The organism is Actinokineospora sp. UV203, from assembly GCF_056323665.1.
Genome location: NZ_CM150484.1, coordinates 3,608,733 through 3,621,690 on the forward strand (window position 1 = coordinate 3,608,733; position 12,958 = coordinate 3,621,690).

A 12,958-nucleotide genomic window follows, 5' to 3' on the forward strand; every position below is an offset into this window, starting at 1 on the left:
CTTCGACAGCCATGCCACGCTAGAACCGTGATCGCCCGTCGCCTCGCCGCCTCTCTGGCCCTGGCCTGCCTCGCCGCGGGCTGTTCGGCGCCCACCGAACCCATCCGGCCGCCCGCCGCGAGCCCGACGAAACTGACCGTCGAAGTGCTCGAAGACCGCCCCCACGATGTCGCCGCGTTCACCCAGGGCCTCGAACTCGTCGACGGTGTCCTCTACGAGGGCACCGGCCTGGTCGGCCAGTCCGAGATCCGCGCGACCGACCCGACCACCGGTGCCGTGAGGCAGCGCAGCGCGCTCCCCGCGGAGCTCTTCGGCGAGGGCATCACCATCGTGGGCGACCGCATCTGGCAGATCACCTGGCAGGACGGCGTCGCCATCGAGCGCGACCGGGTGAACTTCGCCGAACGACGCCAAGTCGAGTACCAGGGTGAGGGCTGGGGACTCTGCTTCGACGACGGCGGCCACCGGCTGGTCATGAGCGACGGCACCGACAAGCTCACCTTTCGCGACCCGGACACCTTCGAGCCGCGCGGCGAGGTCAGGGTCGCGGGCGAGGACGGACCGGTGACGCGACTCAACGAACTGGAGTGTGTCGACGGCGCGGTCTACGCGAACGTGTGGCAGACCGACCAGATCGTCCGGATCGACCCGGCCTCGGGCAGGCTCACTGGCGTCGCCGACCTCTCGGCCCTGTTCCCGCGCGAGCAGCGGGCGGGGGCCGACGTCCTCAACGGCATCGCGAACGTCCCGGGGACCGACGAGTTCCTGGTGACCGGAAAGCTCTGGCCCAAGATGTTCCGCATCCGCTTCGACGGCTGAGACTTTCGTCGCGCATCCATCGTCGACCTCGCACGTCTAACCACCCGGAAGCACTCCAGTACGGCAGGATGGATTACGTGATGCGCTCCGGTTCCGCCGATCACCCGCCACCCGGCCGCGGCCGCCCGGGCGACGCGAGAGGCGCGGCCCGGAAAGGCCAGAAGCGGTGGGGCTACCAGCCGCCCGCCGAGCCGCCGACGCGCGCCGCCCCCCGGCAGGTGCCGCCGTGGCGCCGCGAGGAACCGCAAACCGACGCCATCCCGGCCCACCGCCCCCCGACGCGCAGGTTCGAACACCCCGAGTACGAGACCTACGGCGACGTCGGGGGCTACCCACCGCCGCGCGAGACCCCGCCCCCGAACGACCGGCCGCCACCGCCGCAGTACCCGAAGAAGCTCACCGTCACCCGGGTCGCCGCGCTGCGCAGCAAGCAGCTGACCGGCCAGGCGGTCGCGGCGTTCAAGCGCGCGGCCCACGCCGACGGCGCCGACAAGTCCGGCCTGTCCGCGCTGACCTACGCGACGATGTTCAACTACGCGGGCGACGCGGCGCTGGCCGTGGCCCTGGCGAACACCTTGTTCTTCTCCGCCGCGAGCGGTGAGAGCAAAGGCAAGGTCGCCCTCTACCTGTTGATCACCGTGGCCCCGTTCGCGCTGCTGGCGCCGGTCATCGGCCCGATGCTCGACCGGCTGCAGCGCGGCCGCAGGCTCGCCATGTGCGTCGCGGCGGCAGGCCAGGCGCTGATGTGCGTGATCATGGCGTTCAACTTCGACAGCTGGCTGCTCTACCCGGCGGCGCTAGGCAAGATGGTGTTGTCGAAATCGTTCACCGTGCTCAAGGCGGCGGTCACACCGAGAGTGCTGCCACCGGAGATCACCCTCGCCAAGACCAACGCCCGGCTGACGGTGTTCGGCCTCGCGGCGGGTGCGGTGTTCGGCGGGGTCGCGGCGCTGTTCGCCAACATCTTCGGCTCCCCCGGCGCGCTGTGGTTCGCCACGGTGATCTGCCTGGCGGGCGCCTTCCAGGCGTTGCGCATCCCGGCGTGGGTGGAGGTCACCGAGGGCGAGGTGCCCGCGTCGATCAGCGCCCACCCGGACAAACCCAAACGCCAGCCCATGGGCCGACATGTCGTGGTGTCGCTGTGGGGCAACGGGACAATCCGGGTGCTCACCGGGTTCCTGATGATGTTCGCCGCGTTCGCGGTCCGCGCGGAGAACGAGACCGACGCCGTCCAGCAGCTGGTGCTCCTCGGCATCATCGCCGGCGCGGCGGGCATCGGCAGCTTCGCGGGCAACGCCGTCGGCGCCCGTGTCCACGTCGGACGGCCGGAGCAGGTCGTGCTCGGGTGCGTGATGGGTGCGCTCACCTCGACGGTCATCGCCGCGTTCACCGCGGGCATCGCGGCTGCCGCCATAGTCGGCCTGGTCGGCGCGGTCGCGAGCGCGCTGGCGAAGAACAGCCTCGACGCGGTCATCCAGGATGACCTGCCCGAGGAGTCCCGGGCGTCGGCTTTCGGCCGGTCGGAGACGGTGCTGCAGCTCGGCTGGGTATTCGGCGGCGCGGTGGGAGTGCTGCTGCCGCCGATCTGGTGGGTCGGTTTCCTGGTGGTGTCGGTGATGCTGGCGATCGGCCTGACGCAGACGCTGCTGTCACGCCGCGGGCAGACGCTGATCCCCGGCCTCGGCGGCGACCGCCCGGTGCGCCCCGGCCGTTCCCGGATGCCCGGTCTGCGACCCGCGACACTGCACGAAGGCCCACCACCGCCGCCCCGGCGGGCCGGGCCGTAGGGTCGCCACGTGCGCCGAGTCCTCACCACCGCCGTCGCCCTCGCCCTGCTGGCCGGGTGCTCGGCGACCCCGCCGCCGCCCGACGTCACGTTCTACGCCGACGGCAACGCCGTCCGCGCGACGCCGCAGATCCTGTGCGACATCAGCGAGCGGACGTGCGATGAGAACCCGGAGGCGTTGGTCGGCCTGAAGATCCGCCCGGGCAAGGTCGTGCAGGTGTCGGTGTCGTCCGACATCGCCGAGGAGCCCTGGGGCGTGCTGTTCTCCTACCTCGACCGCGACGGCAAGCGCGTCGACGCGAGCAGCCGGATCTTCCTCCCGGCCAACAAGCAGCACGCGTACACGCTGGAACTGCCGGACTCAGCGGACCAGTTGCTGTTCGCGGCCGTGCAGAAGCTGGCCGTCGTGAACGGCGACCAGCTTCTGCGCGTCGGACAATGGGTAATGGAAGTGAACTAGCTCGTTTACGGGTCAAGCTCCCGGGCCACGGCGCGGACGACCTCGGAGATGCGCTTGGTGACCTTGCGGTCCGGGTAACGCCCGCGCTGCAGGTCGGGCTGGATGACCGACTCCAGCATCTTGATCATGTCTTCGACCAAGCCGTGCAGCTCCTCAGCGGGCCTGCGCTGGGCTTCGACGACCGACGGCGGAGCGTCGATGAGCCGCACGGACAGCGCCTGCGGCCCGCGGCGGCCGTCGGCCACCCCGAACTCGATGCGCTGGCCCGCCTTGAGCCCTTCGACTCCCGCGGGCAGGGCGGAGGAGCGGACGTAGACGTCCTCACCGCCATCCTGCGTGACGAACCCGAAACCCTTCTCCGAGTCGTACCACTTGACCTTGCCGGTCGGCACTGATCTCACCGTTCCCTCGTCGACTTGTCCCGCCCGCGCACACGCGGACCGCGTCCCACGCAAGACGAACGCGCCCTGGGCGTGCCGGGGCGCGTCTCTCCAGAGTAGGCCAAAGATGGGCGCTCGGGTTACTTCGTATCCACACCACCGCGGCGTTACCGATCAGGCGCCGAACTATCCTGGACACATGACCGAAACCGCACGCGGCAGCCGGATGCTCACGATCGCGTTCGTCCTGTTCGCGATCGGACTGGTGGCCGTCGTCGCGATTTTCGTGCTGGCCGCCATGGACAAGCAGGCGCCGTGGCTGTGGATGGTGACGATGGGCCTGCCGCTGGGGCTGATCCTCGGCGTCGGTCACGCCGTGCGGCGCAGGTGACCGTCCAGCCACGCCGGGAACTCGTCCAGGCTGCTCAGGACCACGTCGGCGCCCGCCGCCAGTAGCGTCTCCGCGTCACAGGGCCCGGTGGTCACGCCGACGCCGACCGCGCCCGCCGCCACCGCGCCCACCATGTCGCCACCGTGGTCACCCACGTACACCGACCCCTGGTGTTTGACCAGCTCGACTCCCTTGCCCTCGGCCCACAGGCCGCCGACGAGCACGTCGACCTCCCAGCTCAGCGCGGCGAGGTGCAGGGCGGCGTTGGACGTGTACTTGCCAGTCAGCACGAGCGTGCGGCCACCGTGGGCCCGAACCGCGGCGAGCGCGGCGGCCGCCCCGGCCATGGCCACGGTCGCGGGCACGACGATGTCCGGGTAGAGGAAGCGGAACCGCGCGACCAGCTCGGTCACCCGCTCCTCCGGGGCGCCGTAGCCGCGGAAGATCATGTCGAGCGGCGGCCCGAGGTTCTCCGCGAAGTGCTCGCCGGGCAGCTCCAAACCCGTCTCGGCGGCGAGAGTGTTCATCAGCAGCACCATGCCGGGCCGGGGGTCGATCAAGGTCATGTCGAGGTCGAAGCCGATGGCGAGGCTCACCTCGCGACCCCGATGAAGTGGTCGACGGCCGGGCCGACCACCGCGGAGACCGACCGCGCGGTCTCGGCGGGCGGGCCCGACGGGGAGGCGGCGTGGCTGACCGCGAGCCGGACCATGTTCTCGGCGACAAGCCCGAGGTCCGCGGGTGCGGCGGCGGGCCAGCTGTCGACCAGACACGCCGTGAGCCGGTGGGTGGCGGCGGACAGGATCGGGCCCGCGTGGTTGGTGACCAGTTCGAGCAGGCCGTCACTGCCGTCGCCGGCGACGATGGCCTTGATCAGCGGCTCGTCGGCCGCGGCGGTGAGGAACACCTCAAGAGCGGCGGTGACCGCGTCGGTCGGCGAGTCGACGTTGGCGGCGACGGCCGCCTCGACCGCGGTCAGGAACCGGTCGGCCTCCCGCAGGATGTAGGCCTGGGCGAAGCCCTGCCGGGACCCGAACTCCTTGTAGAGGGTCTGCCTGCTCACCCCGGCGGCCTTGGCGACGTCGGCCATGGTCGTGTCCGGCCAGCTGCGCTCGCGGAGCACGTCGCCCGCGGCGGTCAGCAAGGTCTCGCGCAGGAGCGCTTTCGCCGCCTCCGCGTAAGGCACACGAACAGTCATGCGCCCGAGATTACAGCCATACCAGGAATGTCAACTGTCTGGACAAGTGACCGGTCGTCCACCGGAATCCGACTTCTGAGCGCGTATACGAGGGAGATGGTTGACAGAACAACATCAGGTGTCCAAGCTCGCCTGTGCGAGAGGGGGAGCCGACTTGGCGACTACCGCAGGCAGCCGCGTTCGCGCGGGCGCCCCGCTGATCGGACCCGGTTTCGTCGCCGCCATCGCCTACGTCGACCCCGGGAACGTCGCCACCAGCACCGCCGCGGGCGCCCGCCACGGGTACGCGCTGCTGTGGGTGGTCATCGGCACCACGGTCCTCGCGGGCATGATCCAGTACCTCGCCGCGAAGCTGGGCCTGGTCACCGGCCAGTCCCTGCCGGAAGCGGTGCGCGACCGGCTCGGCACCCCGGCCCGGCTGGCCTACTGGGCGCAGGCGGAACTGGTCCTGGTGGCGACCGGGCTGGCCGAGGTGCTCGGCGGGGCGATCGCGCTGCACCTGCTGTTCGACTTGCCGCTGCTGCTCGGCGGCCTGATCACCGGGACGGTGTCCACCGGGCTGCTCGTGATGCGCGACCAAGCGGGTCAGCGCAAGTTCGAGCACGTGGTGGTGGCCCTGCTGGCGATCGTCGGGATCGGCTTCCTGGCAGGCCTGTTCGCGGCGCCGCCGTCGGACGCCGACATCATCTCCGGCGTCACCCCGCGCTACATCGGGCCGGACAGCCTGTGGCTGATGGTCGGCATCCTCGGCGCGACCGTGATGCCGCACGCGGTGTACCTGCACTCGGCGCTGGCCAAGGACCGCGGTGCACGGGCCAGCGCGGAAGGCCTGACCCGGGCGCTGCGCACGACCCGCGCCGACGTGGCCACGGCGATGTCGCTGGCCGGCCTGGTCAACATCGCGGTGCTGATGCTCGCCGCGGGCGCGCTGCCCGCGGAGTCCGATGTGGACTGCCTGGCCGGGGCGCACGCCGCCCTCGGCGAACACCTCGGCCCGGTGTTCGCCCTGCTGTTCGCGGTCGGCCTGCTCGCATCGGGCCTCGCGTCGACGGCGGTCAGCACGCACGCGGGCGCGGTCGTGATGTCCGGCCTGTTGCTCAAACGGGTCCCCATGGCCGTGCGCAGGCTGTTCACCCTGGTGCCCGCCATCGCCTTGCTGACGATCGCCGACGACCCGACGCGGACGCTCGTCGGCACGCAGGTCGTGTTGTCGTTCGGCCTGCCGTTCGCGCTGATCCCGCTGGTCATCCTCACCTCGCGCCGGGCGCTGATGGGCGCGCGGACGAACCACCCGGCGGTCACGGCGGTGGTCTGGGTGGTCACCGCCGTGGTGATCGTGCTCGACGCCGGGCTGGTGTGGCTGACGGTGACCGACTGAACCAGCTGACTAGGTGACCCGGTCCTGGTGCAGGCAGAGGATGTTGCCCTCGGAGTCGGCGAACCAGGCCGCCTTCTCGCCGCCCATGTCCGCGATGTGGTTCTCGGTGTGCAGGTCGGGCAGGTCGTAGTCCTCGAACCGCACGCCGCGGCCTTCGAGTTCCTTGATCTCCGCGGCCACGTCGGCGACCTCGAAGCTCAGGACGGTGTGCTTGCTGGGCGCGGTGTCCTTGGCAGGCAACAGGCCGATGGCGTCGCCCATGCCCGCGGCGAAGTACGGGGCGCCGTCGGGGCCCTTGCCGCGCAGGGTCAGGCCGAGGGTCTCACCGTAGAACCGACTGGCACGGTCCACGTCGGACACCGGGAGCATGGTGGTGATAGCTGACTTGGTGAGCATGGGACCTCCCTGGTCCACTCCGCGCCGGGCGGCGCGGCCAACTCATGCTGCGCCCAGTTCGCTTGCCGCGCAACGGGTCCAACGCCCTGTGTCGACCCGTTCGCTAGGCGTGCCGGACGTCGGTGTCCAGGCCGAGCAACTCGGCGGCCGCCTGGCGCATCTCGACCTTGCGGATCTTGCCGGTGACCGTCATCGGGAACTCCTCGACGACGTGGACGTAGCGCGGGATCTTGTAGTGGGCGAGCTTGCCCGCGCAGAACTCGCGCACCGACTCCGCGGTCAGCGGCTCGGCGCCTGCCTTCATTCGGATCCACGCCATCAGCTCCTCGCCGTAGCGCTCGTCGGGGACGCCGATGACCTGGGCGTCGAGCACGTCGGGGTGGGTGTAGAGGAACTCCTCGATCTCGCGCGGGTAGATGTTCTCGCCGCCGCGGATGACCATGTCCTTGATCCGGCCGGTGATGTTGAGGTAGCCCTCGTCGTCCATCACCGCGAGGTCGCCGGTGTGCATCCAGCGGGCGCTGTCGATGGCCTCGGCGGTCTTCTCCGGCTGCTCCCAGTAGCCGAGCATCACCGAGTAGCCGCGGGTGCAGAACTCGCCGGGCTCACCGCGCGGGACGGTCAGGCCGGTGTCGGGGTCGACGATCTTGACCTCGAGGTGCGGGTGGACCCGGCCGACCGTGGACACCCGGCGGTCGACGCTGTCGTCGGCGCGGGTCTGGGTGGACACCGGTGAGGTCTCGGTCATGCCGTAGCAAATGGCCACCTCGGCCATCCCGAGCCGCTCGACGACCTGCTTCATCACCTCGACCGGGCACGGCGACCCGGCCATGATCCCGGTGCGCAGCGCGCTCAGGTCGACCTCGTCGACGCCGGGTTCGGCGAGGGCCGCGATGAACATGGTCGGGACGCCGTAGAGGGAGGTGCACTTCTCCTCCGCCACCGCGGCCAGCGTCGCCTTGGGGTCGAAAGCGGGCGCTGGGATGACCATGCAGGCGCCGTGGGAGGTGGCCGCGAGGTTGCCCATGACCATGCCGAAGCAGTGGTAGAAGGGCACGGGAATGCAGATCCGGTCGTGCTCGGTGTACCCGCACAGCTCGCCGACGAAGTAGCCGTTGTTGAGGATGTTGTGGTGCGAGAGGGTCGCGCCCTTGGGGAAGCCGGTCGTGCCGGAGGTGTACTGGATGTTGATCGGGTCGTCGGCGGAGAGGGCGATCTCGGGCAGCTCACCGTCGTGGCCGACCAGGGCGTCCCACGAGTCGCGGCCGATGAGGACGACGTCGGTCAGGCCGGGGCACTCGGGGCGCACTTCGTCGATCATCGCGGCGTAGTCGGACGTCTTGAACTCCGGCGCGGCGACGATGGTCCGGATTCCGGCCTGGTTGAGGACGTACTTCAGCTCGTGGACCCGGTAGGCCGGGTTGATGTTGACCAGGATCGCGCCGATCTTCGCCGTCGCGTACTGGGTGAACACCCACTCGGCGCAGTTCGGCGCCCAGATCCCGACCCGGTCGCCCTTGCCGACACCGAGGTGGATGAGTCCCCGCGCGACCGCGTCGACCTCGTTCGCGAGTTCCCGGTAGGTCCACCGGCGGTTCGAGGCGCGGTCCACGAGAGCTTCGCGGTCCGGGTGGGCGGCCACGGTCCGGTCGAAGTTTCCCCCGATCGTGTCCCCGAGCAACGGCACGGCGGACGTCCCTGAGGCGTAACTCGGCAAACCCATGCGACGCGCTCCTCTCGACTCGTTCGGGCCATCCTCCTCACAAACGCGCGGCCTGCACATCTCCAACGGGAGCGGACGAGGACAATGACCTTGTGCGACTCATCCTGAACCTGATCTGGCTCGTGCTGTGTGGCTTCTGGATGGCCATCGGCTACGTCCTCGCCGGAATCATCTGCTGCGTCCTGATCATCACGATCCCCTTCGGCCTCGCGTCGTTCCGGATCGCCAACTACGCCCTCTGGCCCTTCGGTCGCACCATCGAACCGCGCATGGACGCCGGCACGCCGTCGGTGATCGGCAACATCATCTGGATCGTCTTCGCCGGCTGGTGGCTGGCGATCGGCCACATCGTCACGGGGCTCGCGCTGTGCGTGACGATCATCGGGATTCCGTTGGGGATCGCGAACTTCAAGATGATCCCGGTGTCGCTGGTACCTCTGGGCGCCCGAATCGTCCCGGTCGACTAGCACCAGGACCTACGACTGGCGGATCGTGCTGCTTACCGCGTTCCGCAAGACTCGGATGCGGGAAGAACGCGAGGTCAGTCGAGCTCGGCAGGCGTTGCGGCTCGGTGTCGATCAGGAACACACGGCGGAGGAGTGAGGCAGGTGTCGGACCAGGACTGGCGCGGGCTTCGTGATCGGCGGATGGCGGAGCCGGGCGCGGCCGAAGCGTATGAGGCGGCGCGGCTGGCTTTCGAGCTTGGCAAAGCAGTGCGGGAGATGCGGGAAGCACGCGGGTGGACGCAATCGCGGCTCGCTGAGGCGGCCGAGATGACGCAGCCCGCGATCGCGCGGTTCGAGGCGGGTGGGACCGTTCCCACCATCCCCGTGCTCGAACGGCTAGCCACCGCGTTGGACGCTGAATTGGTGGTCGAGCTGAACCCGAAGTCCGTCGCCTAGTCCGGTTTCCACGGAAGCTCGACGACCAGACACGGCCCGCCCACGAACACCCCGGCGTCCACGCCCAGCGCCTTGCCGCCCGCGTACTCGTGCGGGCCGTCGATCTCCACCGGCAGCCTGCCGACCTGGTCGGCGATCACGCTGTGCCCGTGGACGACCTGACTCCCGCCGAGCGCGGCCAGCAGGTCGTCCGCCACCTGTTCCCCATGTGGCCCGCGGAAGGCGTACCGGGTCGTCATCCGGCGCCAGACCTCCCACCAGTCGACGAGGTCGTCGGACCGCAGGACGTCCGTGACGGCGGTGTTGATGGCGTCGATGTCCGGGCCCCAGTTGAGGTACTCGAGGGTGTCGGAGTGCATCAGCAGGTGTTCGCCGACGAGCGCGAGGACCGGCCGGTCGAGCAGCCACGACACGTGGTCGTCGGTGAGCGCCTCCTGGTCGCTCACCATGCCGCCGTTCATCTCCCAGCTGCGCGCGAAGCTGCGTGGGCCGAAGTCGGACGGGACCTCCGTGTCGCCGAACTTGTGCATGCCGAGCAGCAGGATCTCGTGGTTGCCGAGCAGGGTCTCGACCCTGCCGCCCGCTTTGTTCGCTTCGGTGGCGAGGCGGATGACCAGGTCGATGACGCCGATGCCGTCCGGGCCGCGGTCGACGAAGTCGCCGAGGAACCACACGTGCGCGTCGCCGCCCGCCCAGGCGTCGTCGTCGTCGAGGAGTCCCGCGGACCGGAGCGCGTCGAGGAGTTCGTCGCGGTGCCCGTGGACGTCACCGACGACGTAGGTGCGCGGCATGGATCTTTCTTCCTGCACGGTCCGACGATAGGCGAGCCTCGCTCGCGATGCGCAGGTATCCGCTGATCATCCTTCTACGTCCACCGGAAAGGGGTCCTTCGTCTGACCGACCAGGTCGGCGATCGAGTCGATCACCCGGGTCGGGCGGAACGGGAACCGGTCGGCGGTCTCCCGGGTGGAGATGCCGGTGAGGACGAGGATCGTGCGCAGGCCCGCCTCCAGGCCGCTGAGCATGTCGGTGTCCATCCGGTCACCGATCATCAGCGTGTTCTCCGAGTGCGCGCCGAGCGAGTTCAGGCCGGAGCGCATCATCAGCGGGTTTGGCTTGCCCACGAAATACGGTGAACGGCCGGTGGCCTTCTCGATCAGCGCGGCGACAGCGCCGGTGGCGGGCGTCAGCCCTTCGCGACTCGGTCCCGCGGCGTCGGGGTTGGTGGCGATGAAGCGCGCGCCGTCCACAATGAGCCGAATCGCGTGGGTGATCGCGGCGACGCTGTACGTCCGGGTCTCGCCGAGGACCACGTAGTCCGGGTCGCGCTCGGTGAGGGTGTAGCCGATCTCGTGCAGCGCGGTGGTCAGCCCGGCCTCGCCGATGACGAACGCCGAGCCGCCGGGGCGCTGGCTGTCGAGGAACTTCGCCGTGGCCAACGCGGACGTCCAGATCGAGGACTCGGGCACGTCGAGCCCGGTGCGCAGCAGGCGGGCCCGCAGGTCACGCGGGGTGTAGATCGAGTTGTTGGTCAACACCAGGAACGGTGTCTCGGCCGCGGTGAGCTCGGCGATCACCGCGTCCGCGCCGGGGATGAGGTGCTCCTCGTGCACCAGCACCCCGTCCATGTCCATGAGGTACGTCCAGGGCCCACTCATGTCGTGAGGCTACCCAGCCGGATCGGCCACGGCGGGGTGGACGCGGACCTCGGTCGCCTTCACCGCGAGGTAGACGCGAGATCCGGGCTCGATTGTGAGTTCGGCGACTGCGCCCACGGTCAGGTCCGCGGCCAGGCCGGACACCCACGACGGACCGCCCGCGACCCGGAGCCGCACGACGTCGCCGTGCGGCTCCATCGCGGTCACCGACGCCTCGAACACGTTGCGCGGGCTGCCGTGGATCCGTTCGGTGTAGACCGCGACGTCGGCGGGCCGGAACACGGCGACCGCCGGCTCACCGCTGATCGCGGCGCCACCGGAACCCGCGATGAGCGCGCCGTCCGCGGTGCGCAGCCCCTCCGGGCAGGCAGTGCCCGCGACCAGGTCGAGCCCGGCGACGCGGGCGGTGAACGGGGTGCGCGGCCGGGAGAGGACTTCGCGAGTCGGGCCCTGTTCGACCACCGTCCCGTCGGCCAGGACGACGATCCGGTCGGCGATGGCGAGCGCGTCGAGCGGGTCGTGGGTGACCAGCACGGCCGCACGGTCCCGCAGGACGCGGCGGACCACGCCGCGCAGGGCGGGGGCGGCGTCGACGTCGAGCGCGGCGAACGGCTCGTCGAGCAGGAGGAGCGCGGGGTCGGCGGCGAGCGCCCGGGCCAGCGCGACCCGTTGCGCCTGTCCGCCGGAGAGGGCGCGCGGCCTGCGGTCGGCGAGGTCGCCTGCGCCGACGTCGTCGAGCCACCGGCGGGCGGCGGTGTGGTCCTTGCCCTGCACACGCGGTCCGAACTCGACGTTCGCCAGTGCGGTGAGGTGCGGGAAGAGCAGGGCCTCCTGGGCGAGCAGGCCGACACCCCGACGGTGCGGCGGCACCCGCACGCCGCCCGCGGTGTCGGTCAGCGTCTTGTTGTCGACGGCGACCACCCCGGAATCGGGCTGGCGCAGGCCGGCGAGGACGTCGAGGAGGGTGGACTTGCCGGAGCCGTTGGGCCCGAGGACGGCGATCACCTCCCCCGGCTCGGTGCGCAGGTCCACTTGGAGCCGGAAATCCCCTTGGGACAGCACGAATTCCGCGCGCAGCCCGGTCACGGCACCCGCTCCACCGCACGCGGGCGGGCCACGACGATCACCGCGATCGCCACCAGGACCAAGAGAAGGGACACGGCGATCGCACCGTCCACATCGGTCTCACCGAGGAGGTAGACCTGCAGCGGGAGCGTGCGGGTCACCCCTTCGAGGCTGCCCGCGAAGGTGATCGTGGCCCCGAACTCGCCGAGCGCGCGGGCGAAGGAAAGGACGACGCCGGAGCCGATGGCGGGCAACAGGAGCGGCACCGTGACCCGCCGGAACACCGTCCACGGCCGAGCCCCGAGGGTCGCGGCGACGGCTTCGTACCGCTCCCCCGCGGTCCGTAGCGCCCCTTCGAGCCCGACGACCAGGAACGGCATGGCCACAAAGGTCTGCGCGATCACGACCGCGGCGGTCGTATAGGGAACGCGGATACCGAACGCCAAATCGAGTGCGTGACCGGCGAACCCGGAGCGGCCGAGGAGATAGAGGAGTGCGAGCCCACCGACAACCGGCGGCAGCACCAACGGAAGCAACACCACCGCGCGCAGAACCCGAACCCCCGGAACGCGCGCACGTGCGAGCACGACCGCGAGGGGACCGCCGAGGAGTACACAGAGGACGGTCGACATGGCCGCGGTCCGCAACGAGAGCCCCAGCGCGGCCATCGCGCCGGGACTGGTGACGTGCTCGACCCAGTTCCCCAGATCCGCGCGGACCAGAAGCCCGACCAGCGGCAACACCACGACCGCCAACCCGAGCACCGCGGGCGCCCACAACACCCCCGGCACCCACGACGGCC

Annotated in this window: 16 protein-coding genes; 7 read left to right on the forward strand and 9 right to left on the reverse strand. The window is 70.4% G+C overall.

Features of this window, described 5'->3' with window-relative positions; all coding sequences use genetic code 11:
- Nucleotides 1-27: 27 nt before the first annotated feature.
- From ACUZ2Y_RS16970 to ACUZ2Y_RS16980, 3 genes are all read left to right on the forward strand, one after another.
- Nucleotides 28-819 carry a glutaminyl-peptide cyclotransferase gene (locus tag ACUZ2Y_RS16970; protein ID WP_476319910.1) on the forward strand — a complete coding sequence of 264 codons (792 nt, stop codon included), beginning with the start codon at nucleotides 28-30 and terminating at the stop codon, nucleotides 817-819.
- An 80-nt stretch (nucleotides 820-899) separates the two neighbouring features.
- On the forward strand, nucleotides 900-2,606 hold the full coding sequence (locus ACUZ2Y_RS16975; RefSeq protein ID WP_476319913.1) for an MFS transporter: 1,707 nt from the start codon (nucleotides 900-902) through the stop codon (nucleotides 2,604-2,606).
- 9 nt (nucleotides 2,607-2,615) lie between these two features.
- The gene (locus tag ACUZ2Y_RS16980) at nucleotides 2,616-3,065 is read left to right on the forward strand and encodes a DUF2771 family protein (RefSeq protein WP_476319916.1); all 450 of its coding nucleotides are present in this window, start codon (nucleotides 2,616-2,618) and stop codon (nucleotides 3,063-3,065) included.
- Nucleotides 3,066-3,070: 5 nt separating this feature from the next.
- Here ACUZ2Y_RS16980 and ACUZ2Y_RS16985 read toward each other — a convergent pair whose 3' ends face one another.
- Entirely contained in the window at nucleotides 3,071-3,457 is a 387-nt protein-coding gene (locus ACUZ2Y_RS16985; protein WP_091379276.1) for a cold-shock protein, read from the reverse strand.
- 187 nt (nucleotides 3,458-3,644) lie between these two features.
- Here ACUZ2Y_RS16985 and ACUZ2Y_RS16990 point away from each other — a divergent pair, with 187 nt between their 5' ends.
- Complete coding sequence (locus tag ACUZ2Y_RS16990; protein ID WP_476319919.1) at nucleotides 3,645-3,836, forward strand: hypothetical protein; 192 nt, start codon at nucleotides 3,645-3,647, stop codon at nucleotides 3,834-3,836.
- Here ACUZ2Y_RS16990 and ACUZ2Y_RS16995 read toward each other — a convergent pair.
- Nucleotides 3,815-4,432 (reverse strand): HAD family hydrolase, encoded by a 618-nt coding sequence (locus tag ACUZ2Y_RS16995; protein ID WP_476319921.1) that lies wholly within the window; start codon nucleotides 4,430-4,432, stop codon nucleotides 3,815-3,817. The genes ACUZ2Y_RS16990 and ACUZ2Y_RS16995 overlap by 22 nt on opposite strands.
- Entirely contained in the window at nucleotides 4,429-5,034 is a 606-nt protein-coding gene (locus ACUZ2Y_RS17000; protein WP_476319923.1) for a TetR/AcrR family transcriptional regulator, read from the reverse strand. Before ACUZ2Y_RS17000 ends, ACUZ2Y_RS16995 begins: the two co-directional genes overlap by 4 nt.
- A 154-nt stretch (nucleotides 5,035-5,188) precedes the next feature.
- On the opposite strand from ACUZ2Y_RS17000, the gene ACUZ2Y_RS17005 reads away from it, so the two are divergent.
- Nucleotides 5,189-6,412, forward strand: a complete 1,224-nt coding sequence (locus ACUZ2Y_RS17005; RefSeq protein ID WP_476319925.1) for an Nramp family divalent metal transporter — start codon at nucleotides 5,189-5,191, stop codon at nucleotides 6,410-6,412.
- A gap of 9 nt (nucleotides 6,413-6,421) precedes the next feature.
- Here ACUZ2Y_RS17005 and ACUZ2Y_RS17010 read toward each other — a convergent pair whose 3' ends face one another.
- Nucleotides 6,422-6,808: a VOC family protein gene (locus ACUZ2Y_RS17010; protein ID WP_476319927.1), complete on the reverse strand. Its 387-nt coding sequence runs from the start codon at nucleotides 6,806-6,808 to the stop codon at nucleotides 6,422-6,424.
- Between the two features lie 103 nt (nucleotides 6,809-6,911).
- A complete protein-coding gene (locus ACUZ2Y_RS17015) occupies nucleotides 6,912-8,531 on the reverse strand; it encodes an AMP-binding protein (protein WP_476319930.1) in 1,620 nt (539 codons plus the stop codon).
- Nucleotides 8,532-8,623: 92 nt separating this feature from the next.
- Here ACUZ2Y_RS17015 and ACUZ2Y_RS17020 point away from each other — a divergent pair, with 92 nt between their 5' ends.
- Nucleotides 8,624-8,998 (forward strand): YccF domain-containing protein, encoded by a 375-nt coding sequence (locus ACUZ2Y_RS17020; RefSeq protein WP_476319933.1) that lies wholly within the window; start codon nucleotides 8,624-8,626, stop codon nucleotides 8,996-8,998.
- A gap of 141 nt (nucleotides 8,999-9,139) precedes the next feature.
- On the forward strand, nucleotides 9,140-9,433 hold the full coding sequence (locus ACUZ2Y_RS17025; RefSeq protein ID WP_476319935.1) for a helix-turn-helix domain-containing protein: 294 nt from the start codon (nucleotides 9,140-9,142) through the stop codon (nucleotides 9,431-9,433).
- Here the strand turns inward: ACUZ2Y_RS17025 and ACUZ2Y_RS17030 are convergent.
- The 4 genes from ACUZ2Y_RS17030 to ACUZ2Y_RS17045 all read right to left on the reverse strand — a co-directional run bounded on the left by ACUZ2Y_RS17030 (nucleotide 9,430) and on the right by ACUZ2Y_RS17045 (nucleotide 12,947).
- Nucleotides 9,430-10,224, reverse strand: coding sequence for a metallophosphoesterase family protein (locus tag ACUZ2Y_RS17030; RefSeq protein ID WP_476331887.1), 795 nt, complete (start codon nucleotides 10,222-10,224; stop codon nucleotides 9,430-9,432). The two genes, ACUZ2Y_RS17025 and ACUZ2Y_RS17030, sit on opposite strands and share 4 nt — an antisense overlap.
- Before the next feature lie 66 nt (nucleotides 10,225-10,290).
- Nucleotides 10,291-11,091 (reverse strand): HAD-IIA family hydrolase, encoded by an 801-nt coding sequence (locus tag ACUZ2Y_RS17035; protein ID WP_476319937.1) that lies wholly within the window; start codon nucleotides 11,089-11,091, stop codon nucleotides 10,291-10,293.
- Between the two features lie 9 nt (nucleotides 11,092-11,100).
- A complete protein-coding gene (locus ACUZ2Y_RS17040) occupies nucleotides 11,101-12,177 on the reverse strand; it encodes a sulfate/molybdate ABC transporter ATP-binding protein (protein WP_476319939.1) in 1,077 nt (358 codons plus the stop codon).
- On the reverse strand, nucleotides 12,174-12,947 hold the full coding sequence (locus ACUZ2Y_RS17045) for an ABC transporter permease (protein WP_476319941.1): 774 nt from the start codon (nucleotides 12,945-12,947) through the stop codon (nucleotides 12,174-12,176). The genes ACUZ2Y_RS17040 and ACUZ2Y_RS17045 overlap by 4 nt, the downstream gene beginning before the upstream one ends.
- Between the last annotated feature and the right edge of the window lie 11 nt (nucleotides 12,948-12,958).

Bases quoted from the DNA above. Each gene is read 5' to 3' on its own strand.
- ACUZ2Y_RS16975 (WP_476319913.1), top strand. From the start codon at position 900: ATGCGCTCCGGTTCCGCCGATCACCCGCCACCCGGCCGCGGCCGCCCG.
- ACUZ2Y_RS16990 (WP_476319919.1), top strand. From the start codon at position 3,645: ATGACCGAAACCGCACGCGGCAGCCGGATGCTCACGATCGCGTTCGTC.
- ACUZ2Y_RS17000 (WP_476319923.1), bottom strand. From the start codon at position 5,034: ATGACTGTTCGTGTGCCTTACGCGGAGGCGGCGAAAGCGCTCCTGCGC.
- ACUZ2Y_RS17010 (WP_476319927.1), bottom strand. From the start codon at position 6,808: ATGCTCACCAAGTCAGCTATCACCACCATGCTCCCGGTGTCCGACGTG.
- ACUZ2Y_RS17015 (WP_476319930.1), bottom strand. From the start codon at position 8,531: ATGGGTTTGCCGAGTTACGCCTCAGGGACGTCCGCCGTGCCGTTGCTC.
- ACUZ2Y_RS17030 (WP_476331887.1), bottom strand. From the start codon at position 10,224: ATGCCGCGCACCTACGTCGTCGGTGACGTCCACGGGCACCGCGACGAA.
- ACUZ2Y_RS17035 (WP_476319937.1), bottom strand. From the start codon at position 11,091: ATGAGTGGGCCCTGGACGTACCTCATGGACATGGACGGGGTGCTGGTG.